The 26,405-nt window shown below is 43.1% G+C and carries 22 protein-coding genes and 1 pseudogene; 5 read left to right on the forward strand and 18 right to left on the reverse strand.

Going from position 1 to position 26,405, the window contains the following annotated elements; all coding sequences use genetic code 11:
• Nucleotides 1–32: 32 nt before the first annotated feature.
• The 3 genes from V7K27_RS05400 to V7K27_RS05410 all read right to left on the reverse strand — a co-directional run bounded on the left by V7K27_RS05400 (nucleotide 33) and on the right by V7K27_RS05410 (nucleotide 3,367).
• Nucleotides 33–323 carry a hypothetical protein gene (locus V7K27_RS05400; protein WP_334945045.1) on the reverse strand — a complete coding sequence of 97 codons (291 nt, stop codon included), beginning with the start codon at nucleotides 321–323 and terminating at the stop codon, nucleotides 33–35.
• Between the two features lie 370 nt (nucleotides 324–693).
• The gene (locus tag V7K27_RS05405) at nucleotides 694–3,147 is read right to left on the reverse strand and encodes an ATP-dependent Clp protease ATP-binding subunit (RefSeq protein ID WP_334945151.1); all 2,454 of its coding nucleotides are present in this window, start codon (nucleotides 3,145–3,147) and stop codon (nucleotides 694–696) included.
• A 16-nt stretch (nucleotides 3,148–3,163) separates the two neighbouring features.
• Nucleotides 3,164–3,367, reverse strand: a complete 204-nt coding sequence (locus tag V7K27_RS05410) for a hypothetical protein (RefSeq protein ID WP_334945046.1) — start codon at nucleotides 3,365–3,367, stop codon at nucleotides 3,164–3,166.
• Nucleotides 3,368–3,495: 128 nt separating this feature from the next.
• On the opposite strand from V7K27_RS05410, the gene V7K27_RS05415 reads away from it, so the two are divergent.
• Nucleotides 3,496–3,792 carry a DUF3288 family protein gene (locus tag V7K27_RS05415; protein ID WP_334902109.1) on the forward strand — a complete coding sequence of 99 codons (297 nt, stop codon included), beginning with the start codon at nucleotides 3,496–3,498 and terminating at the stop codon, nucleotides 3,790–3,792.
• 120 nt (nucleotides 3,793–3,912) lie between these two features.
• Here V7K27_RS05415 and V7K27_RS05420 read toward each other — a convergent pair whose 3' ends face one another.
• The 8 genes and pseudogenes from V7K27_RS05420 to V7K27_RS05455 all read right to left on the reverse strand — a co-directional run bounded on the left by V7K27_RS05420 (nucleotide 3,913) and on the right by V7K27_RS05455 (nucleotide 13,396).
• Complete coding sequence (locus V7K27_RS05420) at nucleotides 3,913–5,286, reverse strand: HlyD family secretion protein (RefSeq protein WP_334945048.1); 1,374 nt, start codon at nucleotides 5,284–5,286, stop codon at nucleotides 3,913–3,915.
• A 352-nt stretch (nucleotides 5,287–5,638) separates the two neighbouring features.
• Complete coding sequence (locus V7K27_RS05425) at nucleotides 5,639–7,858, reverse strand: peptidase domain-containing ABC transporter (RefSeq protein ID WP_334945050.1); 2,220 nt, start codon at nucleotides 7,856–7,858, stop codon at nucleotides 5,639–5,641.
• A gap of 261 nt (nucleotides 7,859–8,119) precedes the next feature.
• The gene (locus V7K27_RS05430) at nucleotides 8,120–8,485 is read right to left on the reverse strand and encodes a beta/gamma crystallin-related protein (protein ID WP_334945052.1); all 366 of its coding nucleotides are present in this window, start codon (nucleotides 8,483–8,485) and stop codon (nucleotides 8,120–8,122) included.
• A 334-nt stretch (nucleotides 8,486–8,819) separates the two neighbouring features.
• On the reverse strand, nucleotides 8,820–9,161 hold the full coding sequence (locus tag V7K27_RS05435) for a hypothetical protein (RefSeq protein WP_334945054.1): 342 nt from the start codon (nucleotides 9,159–9,161) through the stop codon (nucleotides 8,820–8,822).
• A gap of 334 nt (nucleotides 9,162–9,495) precedes the next feature.
• Nucleotides 9,496–9,837 carry a hypothetical protein gene (locus tag V7K27_RS05440; RefSeq protein WP_334945056.1) on the reverse strand — a complete coding sequence of 114 codons (342 nt, stop codon included), beginning with the start codon at nucleotides 9,835–9,837 and terminating at the stop codon, nucleotides 9,496–9,498.
• Between the two features lie 625 nt (nucleotides 9,838–10,462).
• Nucleotides 10,463–10,828, reverse strand: a complete 366-nt coding sequence (locus tag V7K27_RS05445; RefSeq protein ID WP_334945058.1) for a hypothetical protein — start codon at nucleotides 10,826–10,828, stop codon at nucleotides 10,463–10,465.
• 165 nt (nucleotides 10,829–10,993) lie between these two features.
• Nucleotides 10,994–11,466 (reverse strand): annotated as a pseudogene (locus V7K27_RS05450) (IS4 family transposase); the annotation flags it as partial.
• A gap of 223 nt (nucleotides 11,467–11,689) precedes the next feature.
• A complete protein-coding gene (locus V7K27_RS05455) occupies nucleotides 11,690–13,396 on the reverse strand; it encodes a sensor histidine kinase (protein ID WP_334945059.1) in 1,707 nt (568 codons plus the stop codon).
• Between the two features lie 770 nt (nucleotides 13,397–14,166).
• Between V7K27_RS05455 and V7K27_RS05460 the strand changes: the two genes are divergently transcribed.
• On the forward strand, nucleotides 14,167–14,988 hold the full coding sequence (locus V7K27_RS05460; RefSeq protein WP_334945061.1) for an SDR family oxidoreductase: 822 nt from the start codon (nucleotides 14,167–14,169) through the stop codon (nucleotides 14,986–14,988).
• A gap of 580 nt (nucleotides 14,989–15,568) precedes the next feature.
• On the opposite strand, the gene nifJ is transcribed toward V7K27_RS05460, so the two are convergent.
• A complete protein-coding gene (gene nifJ, locus V7K27_RS05465) occupies nucleotides 15,569–19,363 on the reverse strand; it encodes a pyruvate:ferredoxin (flavodoxin) oxidoreductase (RefSeq protein ID WP_334945063.1) in 3,795 nt (1,264 codons plus the stop codon).
• Between the two features lie 289 nt (nucleotides 19,364–19,652).
• On the opposite strand from nifJ, the gene V7K27_RS05470 reads away from it, so the two are divergent.
• On the forward strand, nucleotides 19,653–19,907 hold the full coding sequence (locus V7K27_RS05470; protein ID WP_334945065.1) for a type II toxin-antitoxin system HicA family toxin: 255 nt from the start codon (nucleotides 19,653–19,655) through the stop codon (nucleotides 19,905–19,907).
• On the forward strand, nucleotides 19,907–20,131 hold the full coding sequence (locus V7K27_RS05475; RefSeq protein WP_334945067.1) for a type II toxin-antitoxin system HicB family antitoxin: 225 nt from the start codon (nucleotides 19,907–19,909) through the stop codon (nucleotides 20,129–20,131). The genes V7K27_RS05470 and V7K27_RS05475 overlap by 1 nt, the downstream gene beginning before the upstream one ends.
• 275 nt (nucleotides 20,132–20,406) lie before the next feature.
• Here V7K27_RS05475 and V7K27_RS05480 read toward each other — a convergent pair whose 3' ends face one another.
• Nucleotides 20,407–20,667, reverse strand: coding sequence for a PAN domain-containing protein (locus tag V7K27_RS05480; protein ID WP_334945069.1), 261 nt, complete (start codon nucleotides 20,665–20,667; stop codon nucleotides 20,407–20,409).
• Nucleotides 20,668–20,820, reverse strand: a complete 153-nt coding sequence (locus V7K27_RS05485; RefSeq protein ID WP_334945071.1) for a hypothetical protein — start codon at nucleotides 20,818–20,820, stop codon at nucleotides 20,668–20,670.
• Nucleotides 20,821–21,322: 502 nt separating this feature from the next.
• On the opposite strand from V7K27_RS05485, the gene V7K27_RS05490 reads away from it, so the two are divergent.
• A complete protein-coding gene (locus V7K27_RS05490; protein WP_334945073.1) occupies nucleotides 21,323–21,487 on the forward strand; it encodes a CopG family transcriptional regulator in 165 nt (54 codons plus the stop codon).
• A 617-nt stretch (nucleotides 21,488–22,104) separates the two neighbouring features.
• Here V7K27_RS05490 and V7K27_RS05495 read toward each other — a convergent pair.
• The 4 genes from V7K27_RS05495 to V7K27_RS05510 all read right to left on the reverse strand — a co-directional run bounded on the left by V7K27_RS05495 (nucleotide 22,105) and on the right by V7K27_RS05510 (nucleotide 26,277).
• Nucleotides 22,105–23,133, reverse strand: coding sequence for an aliphatic sulfonate ABC transporter substrate-binding protein (locus V7K27_RS05495; protein ID WP_334945074.1), 1,029 nt, complete (start codon nucleotides 23,131–23,133; stop codon nucleotides 22,105–22,107).
• Between the two features lie 43 nt (nucleotides 23,134–23,176).
• Nucleotides 23,177–24,226, reverse strand: a complete 1,050-nt coding sequence (locus V7K27_RS05500) for an aliphatic sulfonate ABC transporter substrate-binding protein (protein WP_334945076.1) — start codon at nucleotides 24,224–24,226, stop codon at nucleotides 23,177–23,179.
• A gap of 543 nt (nucleotides 24,227–24,769) precedes the next feature.
• Nucleotides 24,770–25,312, reverse strand: a complete 543-nt coding sequence (locus V7K27_RS05505) for a protein-tyrosine phosphatase family protein (protein WP_334945153.1) — start codon at nucleotides 25,310–25,312, stop codon at nucleotides 24,770–24,772.
• Between the two features lie 245 nt (nucleotides 25,313–25,557).
• Nucleotides 25,558–26,277 carry a pyridoxine 5'-phosphate synthase gene (locus V7K27_RS05510; protein ID WP_334945078.1) on the reverse strand — a complete coding sequence of 240 codons (720 nt, stop codon included), beginning with the start codon at nucleotides 26,275–26,277 and terminating at the stop codon, nucleotides 25,558–25,560.
• Nucleotides 26,278–26,405 lie beyond the last annotated feature (128 nt).

Genomic DNA, 26,405 nt, shown 5'->3' on the forward strand with positions numbered 1-26,405 from the left:
TCCTGCTGACTTCTTTGTGTCATAGAGACACCCTATTCATCAATTTCTAGATCCGCATACTGGGTAAACGAGCCTAAGTCGTGAAGTTCACCAGAACTTGCCTGTTTTATACCAACTTCTAATGAGGTACGAGCTACAGAATTTTGCCATATCCAAAGTTCTCTTTCTGGAATGTTTACAACTGGGTCTAGCAGAATTTGTCCTGCCTCATTGATGAGGACTCGGTAGCTCTTTCCTTTGGCAACAGTACCCAAGGTTAATCGTCCTTTGTCATCAGTTCTGACAGTATCTTTAACTATGTGGAAGTTCTGATTTTCTATCATATTGCTGCTATAGGAATCATATTTGATTTCTGAAAAAATCTCGGTAGTCTTGTAGTAGACCCTCTTGCCTAAAATGTTGCAAAAAAATTGTAGGTTGGGTGGAGGCTTTGCGTAACCCAACATCCTGATATATGTTGGGTTGCGCTCCGCTCCACCCAACCTACGTCTACTATGTGGAAGTTCTGATTTTTAATCATTCATATTGCTGCTATATCTTAAACTCATTATAAACAGTTGTGGGTAGGTGGGTATTGCCCACTAAAAAGAAAATTGCATAAAAAAACCCTAGCATTTCTACCAGGGGTAAGATATAATACCATCTCACTTGATGTTTATCAGAGACACCTCTACTTAGATAAGAGGTGAGCCATTAGCTAACATTTGCCAACAGTAATTCTCGTTTTTCTGATTTTTTGACTCTGATCTGAGAGTCATCATCAACATCGATAATCGCTGTGTCTCCATCTGTAATTTCACCAGACAGCATTGCTTCGGCGAGAGAATCTTCTAGGAGGCGCATAATTGCCCGACGTAATGGCCTAGCACCATAGCTAGGATTGTAGCCTTCTTGAATTACACGCTCTTTGAAGCGATCGCTAACTTCTAGGATAATTCCCCTTTCCGTCAAGCGGCTAGCAACATCGCGGAGCATAATTTCCGCGATTTGCTTAACTTCATCCTTGGAAAGCTGGGTGAAGACGATGATCTCATCGAGACGGTTGAGGAACTCAGGACGGAAGTAAGCTTTCAATTCCTCATTTACCAAGGTGCGGATGCGGTTATAACTAGCGTCGGCTTGAGTGTCGAAGTCAAAGCCTAAACCACTACCACCTTTTTCAATCACCTTGGAACCAATGTTAGAAGTCAAAATGATCAGCGTGTTCTTGAAGTCAACTTTCCGACCTTTGGCATCGGTAAGATGACCGTCATCCAAGAGTTGCAGCAGCATATTAAATACATCGGGGTGAGCTTTTTCGATTTCGTCGAATAGCAGCACTGAGTACGGTTTTCGCCGCACAGCTTCTGTAAGTTGTCCGCCTTCGTCGTATCCCACATAACCAGGAGGCGAACCAATCAGCTTGGCGACGGTGTGGCTTTCCATGTATTCGGACATATCTAGGCGAATCATCGAGTCTTCCGAACCGAAGAAGTAGCCAGCTAGTGCCTTCGCCAATTCTGTTTTACCGACTCCAGTGGGGCCAGAGAAGATAAAGCTAGCAATGGGGCGATTGGGATTTTTTAGTCCGACGCGGGCGCGACGGATACCGCGAGATACAGCCGAGACTGCTTGCTCTTGACCAATCAGCCGTTGATGCAAAGTGTCTTCTAGGTGCAGGAGCAACTCTGACTCAGATTCAGTTAGCTTGTTGACTGGTACGCCAGTCCAAGAGGCAACGATTTGGGCGATGTCTTCTTCGTCAACTACATTAGAGTTGACAGGTTGACCATTTTGTGTAAATGTTGCTTGCAGTTGTTCTGCAAGTTCTAACTCTTGGTCGCGCAGGCTTCCAGCTTTGTCAAAATCTTGGACTCTGACTGCTGCTTCTTTAGATTTGGTAACGCCAGCGAGTTCACGCTTGAGTTCTTTATTTGGAGAACTCTGAGAGTTCCGCAGATGAACGCGAGAACCTGCTTCATCAATCAAGTCTATTGCCTTATCGGGCAAGAAGCGATCGCTAATATAGCGGTCTGATAATTCTGCTGCTGCCACAAGTGCCCCATCCGAAATTGTGACTTTGTGGTGTTGTTCATAAGCACCGCGCAAACCGTAGAGAATTTGTACGGTTTCCTCTACTGAGGGTTCCCCGACCTTAATCGGTTGGAAACGACGCTCTAGGGCGGCATCGCGTTCGATATGCTTACGATACTCATCAAGGGTAGTCGCGCCGATGCACTGGAGTTCACCTCGTGCTAAGGCAGGTTTGAGGATGTTGGCTGCATCCAAGCCACCTTCTGTACCACCAGCACCAACCAAGGTGTGAATTTCGTCAATCACCAGGATGATATTGCCGACAGTGCGGACTTCTTCCACGACTTTTTTGATGCGTTCTTCAAAATCGCCACGGAAGCGAGTTCCAGCTACCAATGACCCCATATCGAGGCTGATAACTTGTTTGCCCTGTAAGCTTTCGGGAACATCCTGATTGATAATACGTTGAGCTAGACCTTCTGCGATCGCAGTTTTACCAACTCCTGGTTCTCCAATCAGCACTGGGTTATTCTTAGTACGGCGACCGAGAATTTGGATCGCCCGCTCAATTTCCTTCTGGCGACCAACTACGGGGTCGAGTCTGCCTTCTTGTGCTAATTTGGTCAAATTCCTGCCATACTCTTCCATCGTTAGCGGTTGGGTACGCTTTTGACTACCACTACCAGCGAAAGCCGGAGAATTTTCACCCAAACGGCGAACGATCGCACTACGGACACTCTTGAAGTCAACCCCTAGATTTTGCAGTACTTTGGCGGCGACACCTTCACCAGCCTCAGTCAATCCTAAGAGTAAGTGTTCAGTGTTAATGTAATTCTGTCCCAGACTATGAGCTTCTTTAAAGGATTGCTCAAAGAGACTTTTCACCTTGGGTGTAAAAGGAATTTCCGGTGGTACAAAGCCAGAACCCCTGCCAATAATTTTTTCTACCTCGCGGCGGGCATCTTTGAGGGTAACGCCTAATTCGGCCAGTACTTTAGCAGCAACCCCAGTTCCTTCTCCCATCAAACCCAGGAGAATTTGTTCAGTTCCTACAAAGTTGTGCCCCAGGCGACGTGCTTCCTCCTGAGCTAGCATAATTACTCTAATGGCTTCGGAAGTGAAGTGTTCAAACATAGCGGGTTCTTGCTCCCTAGCTGCTTGGACTTTGGGTGAGATAAAATTCACCCTCATCTAAAGTTTTTTGTATTTTCTTAAGGACTAATGTAACTTTATTTAAAGTTAGGTGGCAGTGGTGAGAGCCGTAAGACCTCAGGTGTAGTTGCCGTCTACTATGAGTGAGGGAGTGGGGAGTGGGGAGTGGGGAGTGGGGAGTGGGGTAAGTAAAGAGTTGCAAAGTTGACAGTGAATTTTTCAGTATTTAACAATTTTCTTGTGCCTGTCCTGCCTCCCTTCCTCAGCTAAACTAAAAACTCAGGACTCAGCACGGGCTAAACCCTAGCTATCCGCTAACAGGACTTGACTATGACTGATGCACCCGCAGGGAAAGACCAACAACATCCTCTTTATAATCGCGATCGCCCTGTTATTGATATTTTACTCCTTCAAGAGGCGACAGACTATAATTTAGCAGAATTGGCTAGGCTGCGAATGCGTTATCAAGGGTTTCCAGGGGCGAGAGACATCCAAAAAGACCTAGATAAAGTGTTGCAGCAGTGGGGTTTGACCGAAGCCGAGCTTTTTGAGAAAACTCGCCAAATTCACGATTTGGGGGGAATTTACAAAAGTCGCGGCAAGAAAGAGGAACAGGATTGGAATTAGGGCATTGGACAATTCAATTTTGGATTTTAGATTTTAGATTTTGGATTAAATTTCAATCTAAAATCTAAAATTCTTACTCCCTCACTCCCCACTCCCCACTCCCCACTCCCCTTTATTTGCTCAAACATCTACCATTAGCCTTGCTTTTCTCAAAAAGAATTGGAGTACAGTCTCTTGTTTAGAAATAATGTCGGCTCTGCCTTCCATTCCCATTTGAATGGAACATTGTTTGTTTCCTCGACCTAAAGACAGGCTTTGAGGTTCAATTGTTACCTCATAGAAGGCAGCACCTTTGGGAGTAGTTGCAGTAGCACCTGTAGCAGCATCATTATTCGCTGATGGAAAAAATGCATCTGGAGAAATTGATTTAACTTTACCTTGGAGAGTACCGTAATCTGGATAAGGACAAGCAGAAACTCGCATTTGCACGTTTTGTCCTGGCTTCAACTTGCTTTTATCCTCAGTTCCTACCACTGCCTTAATCACCAAGGGGGCAGAAGTAGGAACAATTTGGGCGATTTCTTCTCCAGGGCGCAATGTTTGGCCGGGATTACGTAGGTTTAGCTTGGAGATCACACCGTCTGCTGTGGCAGAAATGATCGTCTCCTTAAGCTCGATATTCGCTTGTTTAAGTTCGCGGTCATCATGCTCGAACTGTTTTTGCGTTTCAATCCGTTGTTGAATAAGCGCGTTGCGTTCTTTGTCTAATGTGGCGATGCTAGCCTGTCCCGTAGCTTTTTCTTGAGCAATGCGTTCTTGGGCGATCGCAATTTCTGCCGAAGTTGGATTCAGGGCAGCTTGTAAGCTTTGCAATTTGGCTTTGGCTGCCTCAAGTAGTTGTTCTTGCTGGCGAACAGCTAGTTGTGCTTCCTCGAATTGATCTTGTGACAAAGCTCCAATTTTGGCTACACTCTCATATCGGTTTCGCTTTGTCTGCGCTGCACTTAAGCCAGCAGTTGCGGCTCTGACGTTTGCAGAGGCTTCTTGGACATCACTAACAGTAGTAATTCGCTTGTCTTGATAGTCCCGCTTGCGACTGCTCAATTCAGCTTCAGCCCCCGCCACTGTACGGTTACTGCTGTCAGTTTGGGCTGCAATTTGGTTATTAAGAGCATGAATCTGAGCGTTGATTTGCACCAGTTGTAATTTTGTTTGCCCAATGCTACTTTCTAGTTGGCTCTTTTTAGTTTGCAGGCGGGAGTCGTCAATAGTAGCGATCGCATCTCCTGTTTTAACAATCTGATTCTCTTTCACAAAAATCCGCATAACTGGGCCTTCTGTAGCAGCCTGAACCAGCCGCAACTCACCAGTCGGACGCAGGCTTGCCTGTGCTTGAACGGTGGTTTTGTATTGAGCTACAGAGGCCGCGGCAACTGCTATTGTCACAGCAACCAATGCGATCGCGCCACCAATAGTAGTCCAATTACCAAGTGGTGGCAGAAAATCGTTTTCTTCAGCTTGGGGAAGTCCGACAGAATTAGATTGACTAACCATAACAAGTACCTAAACAGAATTAAAGAAGTCGGAAGTCGGAAGTCGGAAGTACAGTTTTGTAACGGGGATAAATACAAGAGCCACAAAACTTGCGGCTTGTTAGTTGCTATGAAACTTAAACCCACCGAATGAAAGTTAATTACGAATTACGAATTAGAGGATGTTTGAAAAGTCATGATTGATGTATCAAATATTCTTTTACCCCACCCTAACCCTCCCCTTATAAAGGGGAGGGAACCGGATTCCTATTCCTGTTTCCCCCCAATATATCGGGGGGATTAAGGGGGGTAATTATTCGATTAGTATCACAACATACCACTTTTCAAACATCCTCTTACGAATTACGAATTAGTTAACTGATGGTGACGTATTTGCCATTAGCAGCAGAGCCGGAAGATTTCCCTAGTAAACTCGGAGTTGATGGTCGAACATTCTCTAGGAAGTCCAAGTGATTGCCAGCAATTTGGCGCAATTCTTCTGGAGAACCTTGGATTTGCAAACGTCCTTTCTCTAGTAATACAATCCAATCGGCTCGCTCAATGACTCTGGGACGGTGACTAATTAAAATTGTGGTTTTGCCTTGGCGATGGGCAAGCAGTCGATCTAGTACTTCAACTTCACTGGCCGGATCGAGAGCGCCAGTAGATTCATCTAAAATCAGTATCGGCGGGTTAGTAATTATCGCTCTGGCGATCGCTAATCTCTGCCGTTGTCCACCTGAAAGATTCGCTCCAAATTCTCCTAACACAGTATGATATTTGTCAGGTAATTCGCTAATAAATTCATCTGCTCCTGCAATCTGGCAAGCTGTGACAATTTCTTCAAAAGTCACGTCAGGATAGCTGAAGTGGAAGTTATCAAAAATTGAGCGACTCCAGAAGTGCGGCTCTTGCGGGACTAAAACTACCTGCTGTCGCAGACATTCTAAAGATAAATCTTGTTTGTTATAGATGCCATAACGGATATTGCCTGATTGGAGGGAATATAAACCAGCAATCAGTTTAGCTAGGCTACTTTTACCACAACCAGATTTACCAATTAAAGCAATCACTTTACCACCAGGCATAGTCAACGTAAAATCTTGCAAGAGGTCAACTCTGCCAGCATGGTGAAAGTTAACTTTAGTGCAGATAATATTTGCATCAGTAGGAATTTTTGCCCAAGGCTTTTTCTCTTCATTCGAGTCTTCTGCGGTAGCGTCAATCACTTCTGACATCCGTTGGATGACAATTTGGGCAGTAATAAACTTATCAGCTAACCCGATCACTGAACTCAGAAAACCGAGAAAGTTGCCACTCATGCCGTTAAAGGCTAGTAGCTGACCAATAGATAATGTGTGATTAATTACTAAATAGCTGCCTAACCAGAGTAAACCTATATTAGTTATAGTTGAAAGAATATTAGTAAATGTGCTGCTGTATAGCTCCAACTTCATCGTACTCCAACCCAAGTTGGCGATGCGACCATAATTGGTTTGATATTCTTGCCAAGCTTGCGGAGTTGCTTGGGTCGTTTTGAGTACTTGGACGCCACGAAAAGTTTCTACCAAAAAGCCTTGGTTTTCAGTACCTAGAATGATCAGCTTACGAGTTTTCTGGCGCAAAGCGGGTAGGAAAAGCAGATTAACTAAGGTGACGACGATAAAGGCTAATACCGAAGCCAGAGTCAGTTGCCAACTCAAAAACAGCATAAAGCCCAAGGAAACTACAGCAATAAAAAATTGGCTAGGTAAACCAAGAACAATCTGCGAAACTAAGTCATTGATGGCATGAATATCGGAAATTCGGCTGACGACTTCCCCGCTACGATGTCCTTCAAAGTAAGATAAGGGCAAGTGTAAAAGTTTTCGACCGTAGTCCATCAGCAGTCCTAATTGCAACCGTTGACCGAAGTGACCGATCAGGTGAGACTGTACCAAACCAATTGCACTTTTAAACAAGTTCATGGCAATTACCCCAATTGCCACGGTAGTTAATAGTTGAGTATCTCCCCGCACTAGCACATCATCGGTGAGCAGTTGCATCATCAAAGGATAGGCGAGAGACAAAAGTCCGATTACAATATTAATTGCGATCGCCTGACCCAGAAGGAAGCGATAGGGCCAAACACGCACCAGATAGCGTCCAAAGCCAGTCATTTTGTCATTTGGCTGCTCAGAAAAACGGGTGTCGTCTGGCACCAATAGCAGCATGATTCCATTACTCCAACCCTCAGCTAATTCCTTACGACTGAGGTAGCGGATACCAAAACCCGGATCGGAAATTACATAATTTTTCCCTTTTTGACCGTATAAAACTACCCAGTGATAACCTTTCCAATGTATAATGGCGGGCATTGGAGCTTTATTTAAACTATCGATCAATTGAGGAGAAGCTTTGACTTGGCGGACATTAAATCCCAAAGCTTCTGCACCCCGATTCAAACCAAGCAGAGTAGTACCTCGTGACCCCGTGCCTACTGCTTCTCGTACCCGGCTCAGAGTCAAAGTGCGTCCGTAATGTTTGGCAACAGTTGCAAGGCAAGCAGCGCCACAATCTTCTTCACTGTGTTGCAATATGCTGTGGTATTTCATTGTTCAATGATTAAAGTAAGTAAACAGTGAATAGTTATCAGTCAAAAGTGAATAACTACTAACTGAGTTATTGATATTCTTAAAGTAACTGATAGCTAAATAGTGTTAATACTATCTGAAAAATGTATACTCGAAGGTAGCTTTACCCCGGCGTAAAATCCCTTTATCTATCGTGTAGGATAGTTAAATCTACCCTACAGGATAGAGGGAACTTATACTGTCGTTTTTAATACCCGGTGGGAGACTAGAGTATAGTTAAATCTACCCTGCACGATAGAGGGAACTTATACTGTCGTCTCCAATACCCGATGGGAGACTAGAGTATACTCCTGGTCCGTAAGTCCCCTCATACCCCCCATAGTTGGCGTCTCTATAGAAGCTCCATGTACCCCTCTGAATCACAAAAGATGAGGTTACATCGTTGAAATCATTACCAACGTAGTTAAGACCATCGCCAATTGATGCATTAACCGCCAGAGGATTAGCGCCGCCTGCTCCTGCATCTCTATACAAAATTACATCTGGGTCGTAGGCACCACCACTACAGGTAGCAGCTGCTTCATGGTCAATGTCTTGCACCAATTCGATGCTATAGAGGTCTTGGGTTTGGTTGTTGATCTGAGACATTGTTTTTGTCCTTAATTAATTGAGAGAGTTTAGTAAGTTGAGTCTGTGCGGCGATCGCGTTTTAGGTGTTCGCCTTCACTGCACTCTTTTAGAATAGATAAATTTAATTAGACGCGCATCGTCAAGTTAGGAAATTGACTTTCCAATTTGGGAAAGTTATTTACGTTTATTTGTCCTACAATTGTTTAAATGAAAAAGTAGGAGCGAAAACGACCTCGCCCCTACAAACTGCGAGAAAAGGATGTTACTCAGCTAAAAGCTTATATGAGAGCATTCTTTTCTGTTTTAGGTTTTTCAGGATTCTAGTCTGCGGTATGAAATAGAACCGACCTGATTATGCAGGTAATGCAGGTTGTAAAGACTCAATGTTATTGTTAGCGTCACCGCCTAAGTTACCTTGTGTGCCTGGTGCTAAATAGTATTTTTGACCTGTGTAATCCGTACCAGTGTAGGCATTCCAACCAGTGTTACCCGTTACCTTGTACCAAGATACTTTATTGTCATAGCCTCCTAAATCGGGATATGCTTTTCCGACAGCTGTCTCACTTCCTGAACCACTAGGTCCGGTGGAAATGTATAGTGTACCACCACTAATAGTAGCAGCGGCTTCATGGTCAAGGTCTTGCACTAATTCGACGCTGTAAAGGTCTTGGCTTTGGTTGTTGATGTTAGACATTGTTTTTGTCCTTAGTTAATTGAGAGAGTTTAGTAAGTTGAGTCGGTGCAGCGATCGCGTTCTAGGTGTTCGCCTTGACTGCACTCCTTTACAATAGATAAATTTAATTAGACGCGCATCGTCAAGCTAGGAAATTGACTTTCCAATTTTGGAAAGTTATTTACCTTTATTTGTGCTATTTTAAATAAAATGAAAAAGTAGGAGCGAAAACGACGTCGCCCCTACAAACTGCCAGAAAAGGATGTTACTCAGCTAAAAGCTTATGTCAGAGCATTCTTTTCTGTTTTAGGTTTTTCAGGATTCTAGTCTGCGGTATGAAATAGAACCGACCTGATTATGCAGGTAATGCAGGTTGTAAAGACTCAATGTTATTGTTAGCGTCACCGCCTAAGTTACCTTGTGTGCCTGGTGCTAAATAGTATTTTTGACCTGTGTAATCCGTACCAGTGTAGGCATTCCAACCAGTGTTACCCGTTACCTTGTACCAAGATACTTTATTGTCATAGCCTCCTAAATCGGGATATGCTTTTCCGACAGCTGTCTCACTTCCTGAACCACTAGGTCCGGTGGAAATGTATAATGTACCACCAGTAACAGTAGCAGCGGCTTCATAGTCAAGGTCTTGCACTAATTCGACGCTGTAAAGGTCTTGGCTTTGGTTGTTGATGTTAGACATTGTTTTTCTCCTTAGTTAATTGAGAGAGTTTAGTAAGTTGAGTCGGTGCAGCGATCGCGTTTTAGGTGTTCGCCTTGACTGCACTCCTTTACAATAGATAAATTTAATTAGACGCGCATCGTCAAGTTAGGAAATTGACTTTCTAATTTTGGAAAACCAATTTCCGAAGATAACTAAAACTTCCACGACTTACGCACTCAGATACCCCAACCCCCTAAAAAGCTTTAGAAATCACCCCTTTTTAAGGCTACGGTGTACACACAAGTCATCGAATTACCCAACACAAAACCTCAAAGAGTCCTATTAGATCCGTACATCCATCCCTGAGCTTCAATCAAGCTATATATATTGCCATTTACGTTTATTTGTGCTATTTTAAATAAAATCAAAAACTAGGAGCGAAAACGACCTCGCCCCTACAAACTGCCAGAAAAGGATGTTACTCAGCTAAAAGCTTGTGTGAGAGCATTTTTTCTGTTTTAAGTTTTTCATGATTCTAGTCTGCGGTACGAAATAGAACCGAGCTGATTATGCAGGTCGGACAGACTGCCAGGTGTTGTTAGCATAATCGGATAAGTTACCTGAGGTGTTTGGTGGTAGATAGTAGTATTCACCTGTGTAATTCTCACCAGTGATGACCTCCGTTAATCGGAGCAGATTGGGATGCAGGTTGGGCAGACTGCCAGGTGTCGTTAGCATAAGCGGATAAGTTACCTGAGGTGTTTGGTGGTAGATAGTAGGATTGACCTGTGTAATTCTCACCAGTGTAGGCATACCAACCTTCGTTAGTCGTTTGGTACCAAGATACTTTATTGTTATAGCCTCCTAAACTGGTATATCCTTGTCCGAGAACTAGCTGACTTCCTTGAGCATTAGCATCAGTGGAAATGGATAAATAACCACCAGTAACAGTAGCAGCGGCTTCATGGTCAAGGTCTTGCACCAATTCGAGGCTGTAGAGGTCTTGGGTTTGGTTGTTGATGTTAAACATTGTTTTTCTCCTTACTTAATTGAGGGAGTTTAGTAAGTTGAGTCTGTGCAGCGATCGCGTTTTAGGTGTTCGCCTTGACTGCACTCCTTTACAATAGATAAATTTAATTAGACGCGCATCGTCAAGTTAGGAAATTGACTTTCTAATTTTGGAAAACCAATTTCCGAAGATAACTAAAACTTCCAGCCAATTCTCTGGAATTGCCTGATTTTTTGGTTGAGTACTGATTCTTTGCATTACTTGCTCAAAAACTTGTGCAAATAATTCAATTGGCAATGTTCGCAATCGTTTTGACACTGCTTGGGCACTCACTTCCATTCGTTCCACCCATAACAATCCCAATGCGTGACAAGACCCTTTGTACTTCTCTTAAGCCTGGAATTTGGCGATCAACTAAACTCACAACGATGCCTGCGGCGGTTCGCGGAGCGACCATCGCCATCATCATCGGTAGGGTTAATATTCTATCTCGGAATTTTTTCTTCTGTTTGTCTTCATACAATCTCAGGGGTTTAAAGCTCACTGGAGATAGCAATTGAATTTATTTCTTTCTCCATTTCCTCTATCGGCGGTGCTGGTATATGTTTTTGCTGCCGCAGATCGGGGTTTCCTTTTCGCGCTGGACGTTTTGTACTCATGATGTATCACTAAGAACATCAAACCAGATGTCCTTAGATTACATCTTCTGCTGACTTTTTACTTAAGTTGACACCAATGAGCATTGCTGTGCCCCTACGACAGATGTGGTTCAAATACATGATTTCTGCTGTAAGTGCGATCGCAGATTAGACATCTAGTCAAAAAGAATGTAGAGAGGTAGCACTGCTACGTCTCTCTACAAGGATTCTGGATAAGGCATCTTTAATTTCTGGAGATGTCTATTGATAATTGTGCTGATTTCACTGCTCGAATCGGGATTGTAATTACAAACTCTGCACCCTGTCCCGGTGATGAAATGCATTGCAAAGAGCCACCATGCTTTTCAGTAATTATTTGGTAGCTTATCGATAATCCCATACCAGTCCCCTGACCAACTGGTTTCGTGGTGAAAAAAGGGTCAAATAGACGCGACTGGATTTCTTCTGGAATTCCTGCTCCATTGTCAGCAATCCGAATCACGACATTTTCATTTACCTGTTCAGAAGAAATGCGAATCAAGGGATTTGGACAAAGTTCTTTTTGGAACCCCTCTTCTAAAGAATCGATTGCATTTGCCAAGAGGTTCATAAATACCTGATTCATTTGCCCTGCAAAACACTGGATTTTAGGCATTTCACCATATTCTTTGACCACTTTAATTTCAGGGCGATTATTTTGTGCCTTAAGACGGTGTTGCAAAATTAACAGAGTACTGTCAATTCCTTCATGCAGATCAACCGTTTTGAACTCAGCTTCATCCAAACGAGAGAAAATTCGTAGACTGAGAACAATTTCACGGATGCGTTTAGCCCCCATCTTCATTGAAGACAACATCTTAGGCAAATCTTCTATTAGGTACTCAATATCTGCTTCTTTATTAGCATTTTGAATTTCTAGCTCTGGGTAGGGATAATAATTTTGATAAAGCTTAATTAACAGCAACAGCTGTTGAGTGTAATCATCAGTGTATTGGAGGTTGCCGTAGATGAAATTAACCGGATTGTTGATTTCATGGGCAACTCCCGCCACTAGTTGACCCAAACTCGACATTTTTTCAGATTGAATTAATTGCATTTGGGTTTTTTGCAGGTCTTTCAGAACTTGCTGAAGTTCGGCTTCTGCCTGTTGGCGCTCAACAATCTCGTCTCGTAATTGTTCGTTAGCATTGACCAACTCAACTCTAGAATATTGCAGATCGTCCGCCATTTTGTTGAACGAGGTGGCTAACTCGCCAATCTCATCCTGGGAACCAATACTAACTCTGGTATCCAGCTTACCTTCAGCCAGATATACTACAGCTTGCTGGAGTTGTTTAATCGGTTTTGAGATACTTCTGGAGAGCAGATAAACTGCTGCTAATGCAAATATGCCACATCCCAAACTAATGGCCGACGTCACAACAATATTTTTATAGGCTATTGCTAGCGCTGCTTCGTAAAGCGGTGTATATTCCAGAATTACTGCACCAAAGGTTTCACCGTTGCTAGTCTTAAAAGCAACAGCAATCAATTGAATCCCCTTTGGGTACTCAGAACTAGTCTCAACATAGGTTCTTGGTATACCATCGTGAATAGTTTTACCAACTTCATTATTGCGATCGTGATCTAATCGCGTACCGATGTCTTCGGTAACTACATCTGCCAGAATGATTTTATTGCGGTCTACAATCTCCAGATCACGCTGACGTTGCTTATGTAGGGCTTGAACATGCTCTTGCAAATGGGCTAGCAACTCCTCTTGCGATCGCATTTCGTGGTATTGCATCTCATGACTTACGAAATATCCCAGTAGTCCCGCAACTTCTTCAGCTTCTTGTTGAGCAAGATACTTAGCCATCTTCAATTGCTGATTGGCACTAATTGCACCAATAGTTGCTGAGAGAGTAACCATTCCTAGAATACCCGAAATTAATTTTTGACTAATTTTCATTCGTGGCTCGAAACCTCAAGTGCTGGCTACTGTGCTGATTTAGATTTAGGGAGTTTGCCCTGATCTTAAAATTCCCAGTTTTCAGCCTGTATGCTACAGAGTCAACAGCCATGAGCAAAATTTTTAATCTAGGTCTATTTTGGCGATGTACTGCATCTACGCCCGTCGTAGACATCGCATTTTTTTAGCTTAAACAGTAGAAGCCTCTCACCTACCCGATAGGGAGGTGATGAGACGGCAGTCGCTACAAGTCGGGAAACCCGCCCAAAGCGCTGCCTCATGAATACGCGTGGTGACTTTCTTGACCAACTTTCCTTGCATTGAGCATTGCGAAATCAGCAATGTTGGTCGTTCGCTATCTTCGTGCCGTAGGCATTGAGGAATGAACACTTTCTTGATTTTTTTCAAAATATTTGATATAATTTTAACCACTAGGTGTAACTCAATTAAATGCTGAAAAGCAGCCTATCAAAAAAGTTCAAAATTATCTCCAAAAGTCCCTAGGGCATAGGGCTTTAAAGCTCAGTTAATGTCCTCCTAGAGGAGTCACTGAGAAGCCCACACTCACTCTTATAGGGAGTGTGTGGAGTATGTCACTAGATTAGCAATATAGCAGTTCTCGTTGGGATGCAACAGATGGTAGGGGCACAGCAATGCTGTGCCCCTGGGAGTGGTACGCCAGTTCGGTCAAGTCGGGAGACTCGCCCACCCGACTGGCTCCTGTATTCCATGCAATTGAGAACCGCTATAGACTATCTCACAGGTACTTTATGACTTCTTTTGAAACTTCAGTTGAAAATTTGGTCCTAGTTGCTGGTGCTACTGGTGGAGTGGGGCAACTGGTGGTAGGTAAGCTGCTAGAGAAAGGCTTGAAAGTTCGTGTCCTGACACGCAATGCTGCAAAAGCTGAAGAGATGTTTAACTCTAGTGTGGAAATTGCCGTTGGTGACATCCGCCAGCCAGCTACACTGCCAGCCGCAACGCTAGGTGTGAGCCACATCATAAGTTGTACTGGAACCACTGCCTTTCCCTCTGCGCGATGGGAGTTTGACGAACCTCCAAACTTGATTGAATGGGGAATCACTTTTCTTAACCCCAAATCTAGTGAAGCAAAAGCAAAGAATAGTCCGGCGAAGGTCGATGCCCAAGGTATCAGCAACCTAGTGGCAGCAGCACCACGAAATTTGCAGCGATTTGTTTTCGTCTCTTCCTGTGGAATTCTCCGTAAAAATCAGTTTCCTTTTAGTATTCTTAATGCCTTCGGCGTGTTGGATGCCAAACAAAAGGGCGAGGAGTCCATTATTAATTCAGGATTACCTTACACTATTATCCGCCCAGGACGCCTCATTGACGGCCCATATACCTCATACGACCTCAACACGCTCTTAAAGGCAAAAACTGGGGGTAAATACGGTGTGGTGGTAGCCACTGGGGATACACTTTCGGGTGATGCCAGCCGGATTGATGTCGCCAGCGCTTGTGTGGAATGCCTTTTTCAGCCAAATAGTTCGAGACAAATTTTTGAAATAGTCAACCAGGGACAAAGACCGCCTGTGATTGACTGGGAAACTCTTTTTTCCTCGCGTTATTAAAAATTGCCTAATTATTTTTTTAGCTGAAACAGCAAGAAGCCTTTTATAGGCTGTGTTGAAAAACCAAGCCCAATATTTGCGTGTTTGTTGGATAAAGTTCGCCTTTAATACAACTTAAAGCACAGGGTTTGTCATAAACATCACGATGTTCCTCATGAACATCACGATGTTCCTCATGAACATCACGATGTTTCTCATGAATATCACGATGTTTCTCATGAATATCACGATGTTTCTCATGAATATCACGATGTTTCTCATGAATATCACGATGTTTCTCATGAACATCACGATGTTTCTCATGAACATCACGATGTTTCTCATGAACATCACGATGTTTCTCATGAATATCACGATGTTATAGTGTTTCCTAATAAGAGTGAAGTACAGCTTAACCTCACCCCGATAAAGCTGCGCTTTATCTCCCCTCTCCGAACTCACGGCACGTTAACCAAGGTTTTACCCCACCCTAACCCTCCCCTTATAAAGGGGAGGGAACTAGATTTCCGGTTTCCCCCCAATCTATCGGGGGGATTAAGGGGGGTAATTCACCGTAGCCTTTAGGACGGAGAGATGTCACTTAGTCATTAACATCACGCTTTGCCAAATATTGATACATCTGCCAACGTGCATCTACTTCAGCTTGAGCTTGTTCTAATAAGTGCTTGGCTACGTCGGGTTTGCTCTTGGTAAGCATTTTGAAGCGATTTTCTTGATACATCGAATGTTCTACAGATTGCGTAGGCGATCGCATATCCAATTGCAAAGGATTTTTACCCTGTTTGAGCAACTCTGGATTATGTCGATACAGCAACCAACGACCTGATTCTACCAGAGTTTTCTGATGATTCATCCCTGTAGTCATGTTAATGCCGTGGGCGATGCAATGGCTATAAGCAATAATCAGTGATGGACCCTCATAAGCTTCTGCTTCCAAAAATGCTTTCAGAGTATGTTCATCTCTAGCACCAAGGGCTACACTCGCTACGTAAACATTTCCGTAGGTCATGGCAATCATCCCTAAGTCTTTTTTAGGTGCAGGCTTGCCACTGGCGGCATATTTAGCAACTGCTGCTCGTGGCGTAGCTTTAGAAGATTGACCGCCTGTATTAGAATACACTTCTGTATCCATTACCAAGATGTTGACATTTCGACCACTAGCGATTACATGATCGATACCGCCAAAATCAATATCATAAGCCCAACCATCACCGCCAACAATCCAGACGCTTTTTCTCACCAAGTAGTCTGCAAGGGATTTGAGACTTTGGATTTGGGCATGGGAGTAGTAATTCCTTTTTTCTAACAGTTCATCTAGCTTTTGTTTCAACAGCGCTACCCGTTCTCGTTGTTCCCAAATATCAGCCTCAGTGTTTTGTTTGGCATTGAGAATAGACTGTACCAACTCCTGATGTATTCCCAATTCCCCACTCCCCACTCCCCATTCCCCACTCCCTAGCTGTTGCAACAATTCCGCCGCAAACTCAGCTTGTTTATCGAGAGAAAGACGGAAGCCAAAACCGAATTCGGCGTTATCTTCAAATAGATTATTAGACCATGCGGGGCCGCGTCCTTGAGCGTTGGTTGTCCAAGGAGTTGTGGGGAGGTTCCCACCATAAATTGAGGAACAACCTGTAGCATTGGCGATGACGGCGCGATCGCCAAACAATTGTGTTAATAATTTTAAATAAGGTGTTTCACCACAACCTGCACAAGCACCAGAGAATTCAAATAAAGGTTCTTGTAGTTGTTGTTGGCGAATCTGGTTTAATTTTAGCGATCGCCTGTCAGGATTGGGTAAACTCAAGAAGAAATCCCAGTTTTTCCGCTCTTGTTCTTGTAAAGGCAACTGCTGTGCCATGTTAATCGCTTTCCGCAATGGCTGAGATTTATCTTTAGCAGGACAAATATTTACACAAATAGTACATCCTGTGCAATCTTCTGGGGCAACTTGAATGGTAAATTTTTGATTAGCAAAGTCTTTATCTTTTGCACCAGTTGATTTAAAGGTTCCCGGTGCATTGACTAACTCATCCGCTTGATAAGCTTTGGCACGGATGGCACTGTGGGGACAAACCATCACACACTTACCACATTGGACGCAGACATCCGGCTCCCATACAGGTATCTCTTCAGCAACATTACGTTTTTCCCACTTGGCAGTACCTACGGGAAAAGTGCCATCAACGGGTAGTCTGCTAACAGGTAAGTCATCGCCTTCCCATACCATGATTTTGCCCAGAACTTCTCGCACAAATTCGGGAGCGGAGACGGAGACGCGATTAATCGCGTCTGTACAAGAGTTTGGAGTAGAGACGCGATTAATCGCGTCTGTGGGGAGTGTTTGTGGTACATCTACCTTATGCAAGTTGTCTAAGGTGTTGTCTACAGCTTGTAAGTTCATGCGGACAACTTCTGCGCCTTTTTTACCGTAGGTCTTGTCAATTGCTTGTTTGATTTTAGCGATCGCTTCTTCTTGTGGCAAGACACCCGCTAATGCAAAGAAGCATACCTGCATAATAGTGTTAATACGTCCACCCATACCACTTTCGCGGGCAACCTGGCTAGCATCGATTACGTATAACTTCAAATGTTTTTCGATAATTTGCTGCTGCACCTTGAGCGGCAGATTTTCCCAGACGGTATCTGCATTATATGGACTATTAATCAGCAAAGTCGCCCCAGAAGTAGCAGCTTTTAAAACATCTATGCGTTCCAGAAATCCCCAATGATGGCAACCAATAAAGTTGGCTTGGTCAATTAGGTAAGTGGAGCGAATTGGCTCTTTGCCGAAGCGTAGGTGAGAGACGGTCATCGAGCCAGATTTCTTGGAGTCAAAGACAAAGTAGCCTTGGGCATAATTATCGGTTTCTTCACCAATAATCTTGATAGAGTTTTTGTTAGCCCCAACAGTGCCATCAGCACCTAATCCATAGAACATAGCCCGAACAACATTATCCGATTCTGTGGAGAAGTTGGGGTCAAAGCTCAAGGAAGTATGAGTAACGTCGTCATTAATCCCAATAGTAAAGTGATTTTTTGGTTTAGCTTTACCAAGGTTATCAAAAATGCCCTTCACCATCGCCGGAGTAAATTCTTTGGAAGAAAGACCGTAACGACCACCAATGATTTTGGGGGATGAGGGGGATGAGGGGGATGAGGGGGATGAGGGGGATGAGGGGGATGAGGAGGATGTTGCTCCCATTACTCCCTCATCTCCCCCCGCTCCCTCATCTCCCCCTGCTCCCTCATCTCCCCCTGCTCCCTCATCTCCCCACGCTCCCTCATCTCCCCCTACTCCCTCATCTCCCCCTACTCCCCACGCTTCATGAATAGCAGCTACAACATCCAAATACAAAGGTTCCCCGGCGCTACCTGCTTCTTTAGTGCGGTCAAGAACAGCGATCGCTTGTACACTAGTTGGCAATACTGCAACAAACCTTTGGACATCAAAGGGGCGGTAAAGTCGCACTTTCACTACACCAAGTTTTTCACCACGGGCGTTAAGATAATCTATCGTTTCATGGACAGTTTCACAACCTGAACCCATAAGAACGATAACGCGCGAGGCATCGTTGGCGCCGTAATATTCATAGATTTTATAATGCCTTCCCGTGCGTTCTCCAAATTGATCCATGATGCGCTGGACAATTTCTGGACAAGCGTTGTAGTAAGGGTTAGCGCCTTCACGTCCTTGGAAGTAGACATCGGGGTTTTGGGCAGTACCGCGCAATACTGGACAATCTGGGGTCAGCGCACGGGCGCGGTGTGCGAGTATTAGGTTATCGTGAATTAGCGATCGCAAATCGTCATCTGACAGCAATTTGACTTTCTGGACTTCATGGGAGGTGCGGAAGCCATCAAAGAAGTGCATAAACGAGACTCGCGCTTCTAGGGTAGCAGCATGGGCGATGAGAGCAAAATCTTGACTTTCTTGCACTGAAGCGGAACACAGCAGCGCAAAACCAGTAGCACGAGCTGCCATCACATCGCTATGGTCGCCAAAAATAGATAAAGCGTGGGTAGCCAAAGAGCGGGCTGCAACGTGAACCACAGCGCTAGTCAGTTCACCAGCAATTTTGTAGAAGTTGGGTATCATCAATAATAACCCCTGAGATGCCGTGAAAGTGGTACTCAGGGAACCTGTTTGTAATGCTCCATGCACAGCGCCTGCGGCTCCTCCCTCGCTCTGCATTTGCACAACGCTGGGAATAGTACCCCAGAGGTTAGAACGACCTTCTGCTGACCAAGCATCTGCCCATTCACCCATTGCTGAAGAGGGGGTGATGGGATAAATGGCAATCACTTCATTTAATTTGTAAGCGACACGGGCGACAGCCTCATTCCCGTCAATAGTTGCAAAGGTTTTGTTCATAATATGATTTTTGTCCCCGCCTCTAAGCTGGATTATTCAGAACGTGTGAATATAAGAATCAGAAATAGCCTTAAGTTAACTTTAAATAAATACTGCATCTATTAATATCTCATCCCCAATACTGCATCTATTAATATGTATTAATAATGTACTCAATAACTAAAGTCTCTGTTTGATAAGACTTTAAGCTAATTTATTCTTTTTTGTGGGGTATAGGGTCGGGAATCTCTGAATCCAAAATATTCCCGAAATGAGGAAATTTCCCAAAATGAGGAAATCTTATTGACTTTTGACTTCTCAATTAGCGACTCTATCTGTAACAGAAATTTTATCTGTACAGATAAGTAGTAGCATGAAAGTACGCGAAGTTATCAAACGACTAGAAGCTGATGCTTGGTATCTTCATAGAACTAGAGGTAGTCATCGACAGTTCAAACATCCAGATAAACCTGGTGCTGTAACAGTGTCTGGTAAGCCAAATGTGGATGTGCCAATTGGCACTCTGAAAAATATCTGGAGACAAGCTCAATTGGAGGAAGACTGATGCATTATACAGTTGTGATTGAAAAGGGAGAAACTAGCTACGGCGCTTATGTCCCTGATTTACCAGGTTGTGTAGCTGTGGGTGAAACTTTAGAAGAAGTCAAGCAGATGATTGCAGAAGCTATTGAATTTCATCTAGAAGGAATGCTAGAAGATGGTTTACCTATTCCTAAACCTACAAGCATCGCTCATGAGGTTGAAGTTGCAAACTACATCAAAACATAATTATCGGAAATCACTAAATTAGCGCTAAACAATCATCCTACTACACTGTGGCGGAAGTTTGCCTACCTTTAACAAGTTGCTCAAATAATTGTCTGGTTAATTGAGATGGTAGCTGGATTTACGCTGTGCTGTATTAAAGTCTTTACAGCTATTTTCAGGTAAACAGACCACACAGTAGGGACACAGCATTCCTATACCCCGACGACAGATGTAGTTCAAATACATAAAAACTGCTGTAAGTCTATGTCATGATGCGATCGCACCGCACTTTTAGGTTACAATTTCACACCGGATACACAGCAGTCATTTGGGTTAGAAGCTGGGGCTACAGATTTTAAATAACAAACAGCACTAGGACTTTTTGGCCCTGGTCGAACATAAGTATAAGCAATACAGCCGGTATCATTAATACAAGCCTGCTGGCAAATTGAAGCGTATGCTGAAATCGTAAAAGAATAGTAATCGCTACCTGGTCTATCTCTACCAAATTCAGCAGTTACGGCATAATGTGGAATAGTGGTTGAGATTGGCGTCACTTAAGCTGTGGCAGGTTGAGCCAATGGTGTGAAGTTTACAATCGTACTAAAAGCTAAAATCAGTAAAAGTGCCAACCCAAAAAATATAATATTTCTTGGGAAAACAAAAATTTTCTTTGCATATTGCCAAGCTGCAACCATTTTTGATTTCATAAATCTCCCCTTACTAAACAGTATTATTATTAGCCGTTTACAGTACAGCTATTTACTACCAGATACAAGAATTGTTAATAATCTTACATAATTCAGTTACTGAATTAAGGCAGGGGCGATGAAAGAATCCAGTTGTATTGCAAAATTCCCTCTTGCCGTCAGATGGTTTCAAACTCCTGTTTTAAAATATGGAAAACTAAGACATTACAAACATCCTCTAACACTTTGGCGACGTCGATGTTTAATGACAGTTGGTGAAAATACTTATTTTGTGTTTACTTACTTTAATATTCCTTTTACATTCTACTTATAATTACTGCCCTAAAAGTAGCTAAACTTCATACTTGAGAATATACCCTACCTCTTGACTATTGCTTAGAAAAAATAATATCCAGCTTCATGATTACTTGAAGTAGATGTCATTAGTTATACCATTGTCTTAGCAGCTTAAATGATTGATATTAGAGAAGTAGTTTAAAAATATCGCTTGTCTCTCTAATACATGAATAAAAAATGGGCTGCTAAACGACTTACAATCAATCTCACATCAAGCGAGGCACAGAAGCTTGAACAATACTGTTCAATCACAGGAAGACCAGCAACCGATGTGATTCGGGAGTTAATTCGCTCTCTTTGTCCTCAAAATGAAAAAGTCTCTGAAACCTAGTAAATCAGGGTCAGCACATCTGAATTTATGAGTGAAATATAGTGTTTCACGGTTATCAATTTTCCTGCAAACACGCGATATACAGCAGATTTCAAGGAAGGTGAAGTAGACAACGATTCGTCTCAAAGCTAGGTATAAAGCGTGTTTTACTTCTGAATTCACCAATTCTGACTCCTGAATTCTGCTGTAAGTAGCAACTGAATACAATCCAGATGTGATTCTGCCCGATTTAGCCATGCCCAATATGGATGGTTTAGAAATTAAATATGCGTTATCAAGAACCCTTGTAGAGACGTAGCAGTGCTACGTCTCTACATTCTTTTTCACTCGAAGTAATGCGAGTCGGAAACCGTCGCCACAACAGCACTCAACTCTTAGAGACGCTGTTCGCGTTCGTCACAAAACTTAATTACGAATTATTTTAAGGAGAGCCAGTGCCTTGGGGAGCCAGCGCGGTCTTGGGGAGCCAGTGCGTTGGGCGGCTCCGCCGACTTGAAGCATCTGGCGTGGTTTCCCCCATGAGCGACTGGCGTCGGCTCTGCGGACTTGAAGCAAGTGGTGTGGATTTAGGAGGAGCTAAAGTTTTGGTACCTCAGCCACCACTTTTAAAACATCCTCTAAGGCTTGATTTCGGGTGGGGTCAAGGCAGCATATTCTTCAGAGGAAAGCGCCACATCTTTAACATTGATTTTCTTAGTAATAAATTTTTGCTCATAGAACAAGTCAGAAATCTTCTGCTGCCCTGACAGAATTTCATCACTAATAGGTCTTAAGGTATAACGCCGCCGCTTGACTACCTTTTCCAATGTTGGAATATCTAGCTTGGCATCACGCGCGATTATTTCGGCAACCTCTCGTGGATTTGCCTCAGCCCATTTGCCTACATTATTGACTTCTTCGAGGATAATTTTCACTAATTCCGGGTTCTCCTTCACGAAACTGCGTGCAGCTAACCAGTAACCACCTTGGGTCGTAATCCCTTTACCATCCCGGAGAATCCGAACTCCCACAGTTCTCTGAAACTCGGCAAGTTGAGGATCACTAATTACACCTGCATCAATACTATTACGTTCAAATGCTGCACGAGTTTCTGGTGATATGAGATTTAGATATTTGACATCACTCAACTTCAGCCCTACTTCCTCCAAAGCCTTCACCACAAAGTATTGACTCGCAGTAGCTCTTTGAAAAGCAAGAGTCTTACCTTTTAAATCAGCTACAGTCTTGATTGGGGAGTCTTTATGTACTACGATCGCAGTTCCTTCACCAGTAGGTGGTTTAGTGCTAGCAATAAAAACAAAAGGAATGCCAGTTGCTTGAGCAAAGATGGGTGGAGTTTCACCGACAGCACCGACATCCAAACTGCCGACATTCATCGCTTCTAGAAGTTGCGGCCCGGCGGTAAATTTTGCCCACTGTACATTAATGCCTAGTGGATTCAAGCGTTTCTCTAAAACTTGTCTATTTCTGGTTATATCCGCAGTAGTAAAATACCCTATTCGTAACACCTTCGTCTTGATGCCATTAGAAGCGGCGACGGCGGCTTTGTCTGGTGTATTTGGTGTCTTACAACTAATTAGAGTCGTGGATAGAGTAAATACTCCAGCCATTAATAACATTAGAAAGTTGTGTTTTTTAGCTACCATAATATGCTATCAATTTTCTGATGCTTAAGTTTACTGCAAATACTCAAGGCTTAACTACCGAAGGGGTCAAAGCAGCATATTGTTCAGAGGAAAGTGTCGCTTCTTTAACATTAATTTTCTTAGTGATGAATTTTTGCTCATAGAACAAATCAGCAATCTTCTGCTGTCCTGACAAAACTTCTTCACTAAGAGGTCTTAAAGTGTAATGCCTGCGCTTTGATACTAGTTCTAGTGTTGGAACATCAATTTTTGCTTCGGGCGAAATCAGTTCAGCTACTTGATGTGGGTTAGCTTCAGCCCATTTACCGACGTTGTTGACTTCTTCCAAAATGATTTTCACTACATCAGGATTATCTCTGACGAAATTGCGCGAACCTAACCAGTAGGCTCCTTGGGTAGTAATTCCCTTACCATCTCGGATAATCCGAATACTGCCAGTTTTCTGAAATAGCGCCAGGTGGGGGTCGCCAATTACAGCCGCATCAACACTTTTACGTTCAAATGCTGCACGAGTTTCTAATGGTGTGAGGTTAATGTGTTTAATATCGCTAAGTTTTAGTCCTGCTTCTTCCAAAACCTTCAGAACGAAATACTGTTGTGCAGTAGCTCTTTGAAAGGCGAGTCCTTTACCTTTGAGGTCAGCTATTGTCTTGATTGGAGAGTCTTTATCGACTACAACAGCAGTTTCCTCACCAGTCCCAGGTTTACTACTAGCAACATAAACAAAAGGAACGCCGGACGCTTGAGCAAAGATAGGCGGAGTTTCACCGACAAAGCCGAAATCTACACTTCCCACATTCATCGCTTCCAGAAGTTGCGGTCCTGCAGCAAATTTTGACCACTCTACAGAAATACCCAGTGGAGTTAAACGTTTTTCTAACAGTCCTTTAATCTTGAGTAAGTCTCCAGCTGTCATATAGCCCATGTGTAAGACTTTTGTCTTATTGCTATTAGAGGCGTTAGCGGCTTTCTCTGGTGTACTTGGTGCTTTACAGCTGACTAAAGTCGTAGATAAGGTGAATACTGCACCTACTAAGAATAGTAGAAAGTAATTGAATAGCTTAAAGTGAGATTTGCTCGATATTTCTACCATAATGCAGTAGTAATTTTTTAATGTTTTCGTTTATTCAATACTGAATGTCTGCCCTTTGTGCTACTGGCAATTAGCTGGAAAGTGAAATGAAAGTTGTAGCTGATAAATTTAATTAAGCAACTTGGGAAATGGCGCATAATCTCGGACAGATTTTAATCTACTGTAAATCTATCGGATTACTGTATCAATCCAATTGCACGGATAATATCATAGACTTGTGAAAGAATCAAGCAGCAAATACAGCTACGCCTCTAAGAGGTTGTTTGAAAAGTCTAATTTGTTACTAGCCCTGGCACAGGTGCGGCTACACAGGCAAAACCTGCCTTTCCTACGGAACGCTACGCGAACGCAGGTTAAAAACACTTGATTTTGTATTAGTCCAGGTCGGTGGACTAAGCTTTGTGTAGTAGCGTTCGCGTCCGCGTGCCGGAGGCTCTGCCTCGTGTCAAACTGGGAGGCAGAGCCTCCCACAAGAGCATTACAAGGCTCTGCCTTGTAATGAGAGGTGATGCACATTTGGTTATGTCTGTCAATGCGTAAGTCCTATACTTGATGCACTGCTTGACGGCAATCATTCAGAAGTACGTCAAGTTCTTTTACAACTTTCAAGGGATTGATACCTCTAAAGACAGCAGCGATCGCAGCTTCATAAGGATTTCTACCTGTTCTCTTGACAGCATTTATTGCAGCTTGATTTGATAATTTTCGGACACTAACTAGCCATGCCGCTAACACATGTCCAGTACGTCCAATTCCACCAGAGCAGTGTACAACGACTTTCTCGTTTTGTTTATCTGCTTCTATTAAGAAAGGAAGTATTTTCTGTGTGAGGGTTTCTAAATTACATAGATGGAAATCTGCAATTGGTGCCCAACAAACTAGTTGATTACCAAATTCCTGTTTGTATGTGCCCAGAAGATCAGAGTAAGAAGCTAGCTGTTGCTCTGGAAGAAGACAGCAAACTCGCTTGATATCTTGGCGCTTCATGAATTCTATCCAATCTTGAAGCTTCTTATTATTGTATCCAGGTCGTGCAGCACCAAATACTATTTGCTCATTCTCGCAAGCCGGGGCAAACTTATACATCTTTAACTGTCTGACTTCTGAATCTTGGAAGTTACTTGTTGCAGCCATAAAATAGTTACTTATTTTTTGATTAAATAGAATAGGACTTACGCACAAATTACGGAATAACGAACCGCAGAGGCGCAGAGGGCATGGAGAAATCAGAGTTTGAGAGATATTTTGCGTAAGTCCTATAGAATACTTTGCCGGAACATTCAGGCGGTAAAATACATTGTCTATTCACCTCTTGTGAAAAGTTTTTAAATCTAGTTTAAAGATAGGATTTTTAAATACTTTTGCACAGCAGTAGATAGTCCCACCTCCAAAGCATCGGCAATCAGCGCATGACCAATAGACACTTCAAGTATGCCAGAAATTGAACAGAACTTTTCTAAGTTTTGCAGATTTAAATCATGCCCAGCGTTCACTCCTAAACCAATTTCCTGAGCTTTTTGTGTTGCTTTTTGGTAGTCTTGGAATACAGATTCTACATTGCCATTACGAAAAGCTGTAGCATAAGGTTCTGTATATAGCTCAATGCGATCGCTTCCAATCTCTTTAGCACGTTTAATTTGAGTTAAGTCAGTATCCATAAACAAGCTGACTCGAACTCCGAGGTCTTTTAACTCTCGAATGATTGGTCTGAGCCAAGAGCCATCTGTAGCCAGATCCCATCCGTGGTCTGATGTGAAAGCATCTGGTGCATCGGGAACTAAGGTACACTGCGTTGGTTTGATTTTTCGGACTATCTCTAAAAATTGAGGTGAAGGATTACCTTCTATGTTGAACTCAACAGTCAATATCTGCGCCAGTGCATCGACATCTTCCGGCTTGATATGTCGTTGGTCTGGGCGTGGGTGAACTGTGATTCCCTGTGCGCCAGCTTTAATGCAGGTAGAAGCCGCTTCAATCACACTCGGTCTCCCAAAATTTCGAGCATTCCTGAGTAAAGCGACTTTGTTAAGGTTAACGCTGAGATTGGTCATCTTAAAAAATTTAGTCGATTCTTAGTGTCGTTTTCAACTACTTATTTTTTTTAGATATTACTCGAAATCTAATCTATTATGGTGCGTTAGGTAGAGGCATAATGCATCCTACAAATTAAGATTGGATG

The organism is Nostoc sp., assembly GCF_036919575.1.
Classification (GTDB): Bacteria; Cyanobacteriota; Cyanobacteriia; order Cyanobacteriales; family Nostocaceae; genus Nostoc.

What these genes read in the sequence shown, in the direction of transcription:
- V7K27_RS05400 (WP_334945045.1), bottom strand. Translation starts at nt 323, where the DNA reads ATGATAGAAAATCAGAACTTCCACATAGTTAAAGATACTGTCAGAACT.
- V7K27_RS05405 (WP_334945151.1), bottom strand. Translation starts at nt 3,147, where the DNA reads ATGTTTGAACACTTCACTTCCGAAGCCATTAGAGTAATTATGCTAGCT.
- V7K27_RS05415 (WP_334902109.1), top strand. Translation starts at nt 3,496, where the DNA reads ATGACTGATGCACCCGCAGGGAAAGACCAACAACATCCTCTTTATAAT.
- V7K27_RS05420 (WP_334945048.1), bottom strand. Translation starts at nt 5,286, where the DNA reads ATGGTTAGTCAATCTAATTCTGTCGGACTTCCCCAAGCTGAAGAAAAC.
- V7K27_RS05425 (WP_334945050.1), bottom strand. Translation starts at nt 7,858, where the DNA reads ATGAAATACCACAGCATATTGCAACACAGTGAAGAAGATTGTGGCGCT.
- V7K27_RS05430 (WP_334945052.1), bottom strand. Translation starts at nt 8,485, where the DNA reads ATGTCTCAGATCAACAACCAAACCCAAGACCTCTATAGCATCGAATTG.
- V7K27_RS05435 (WP_334945054.1), bottom strand. Translation starts at nt 9,161, where the DNA reads ATGTCTAACATCAACAACCAAAGCCAAGACCTTTACAGCGTCGAATTA.
- V7K27_RS05440 (WP_334945056.1), bottom strand. Translation starts at nt 9,837, where the DNA reads ATGTCTAACATCAACAACCAAAGCCAAGACCTTTACAGCGTCGAATTA.
- V7K27_RS05445 (WP_334945058.1), bottom strand. Translation starts at nt 10,828, where the DNA reads ATGTTTAACATCAACAACCAAACCCAAGACCTCTACAGCCTCGAATTG.
- V7K27_RS05455 (WP_334945059.1), bottom strand. Translation starts at nt 13,396, where the DNA reads ATGAAAATTAGTCAAAAATTAATTTCGGGTATTCTAGGAATGGTTACT.
- V7K27_RS05460 (WP_334945061.1), top strand. Translation starts at nt 14,167, where the DNA reads ATGACTTCTTTTGAAACTTCAGTTGAAAATTTGGTCCTAGTTGCTGGT.
- nifJ (WP_334945063.1), bottom strand. Translation starts at nt 19,363, where the DNA reads ATGAACAAAACCTTTGCAACTATTGACGGGAATGAGGCTGTCGCCCGT.
- V7K27_RS05475 (WP_334945067.1), top strand. Translation starts at nt 19,907, where the DNA reads ATGCATTATACAGTTGTGATTGAAAAGGGAGAAACTAGCTACGGCGCT.
- V7K27_RS05485 (WP_334945071.1), bottom strand. Translation starts at nt 20,820, where the DNA reads ATGAAATCAAAAATGGTTGCAGCTTGGCAATATGCAAAGAAAATTTTT.
- V7K27_RS05490 (WP_334945073.1), top strand. Translation starts at nt 21,323, where the DNA reads ATGAATAAAAAATGGGCTGCTAAACGACTTACAATCAATCTCACATCA.
- V7K27_RS05495 (WP_334945074.1), bottom strand. Translation starts at nt 23,133, where the DNA reads ATGGTAGCTAAAAAACACAACTTTCTAATGTTATTAATGGCTGGAGTA.
- V7K27_RS05500 (WP_334945076.1), bottom strand. Translation starts at nt 24,226, where the DNA reads ATGGTAGAAATATCGAGCAAATCTCACTTTAAGCTATTCAATTACTTT.
- V7K27_RS05505 (WP_334945153.1), bottom strand. Translation starts at nt 25,312, where the DNA reads ATGTATAAGTTTGCCCCGGCTTGCGAGAATGAGCAAATAGTATTTGGT.
- V7K27_RS05510 (WP_334945078.1), bottom strand. Translation starts at nt 26,277, where the DNA reads ATGACCAATCTCAGCGTTAACCTTAACAAAGTCGCTTTACTCAGGAAT.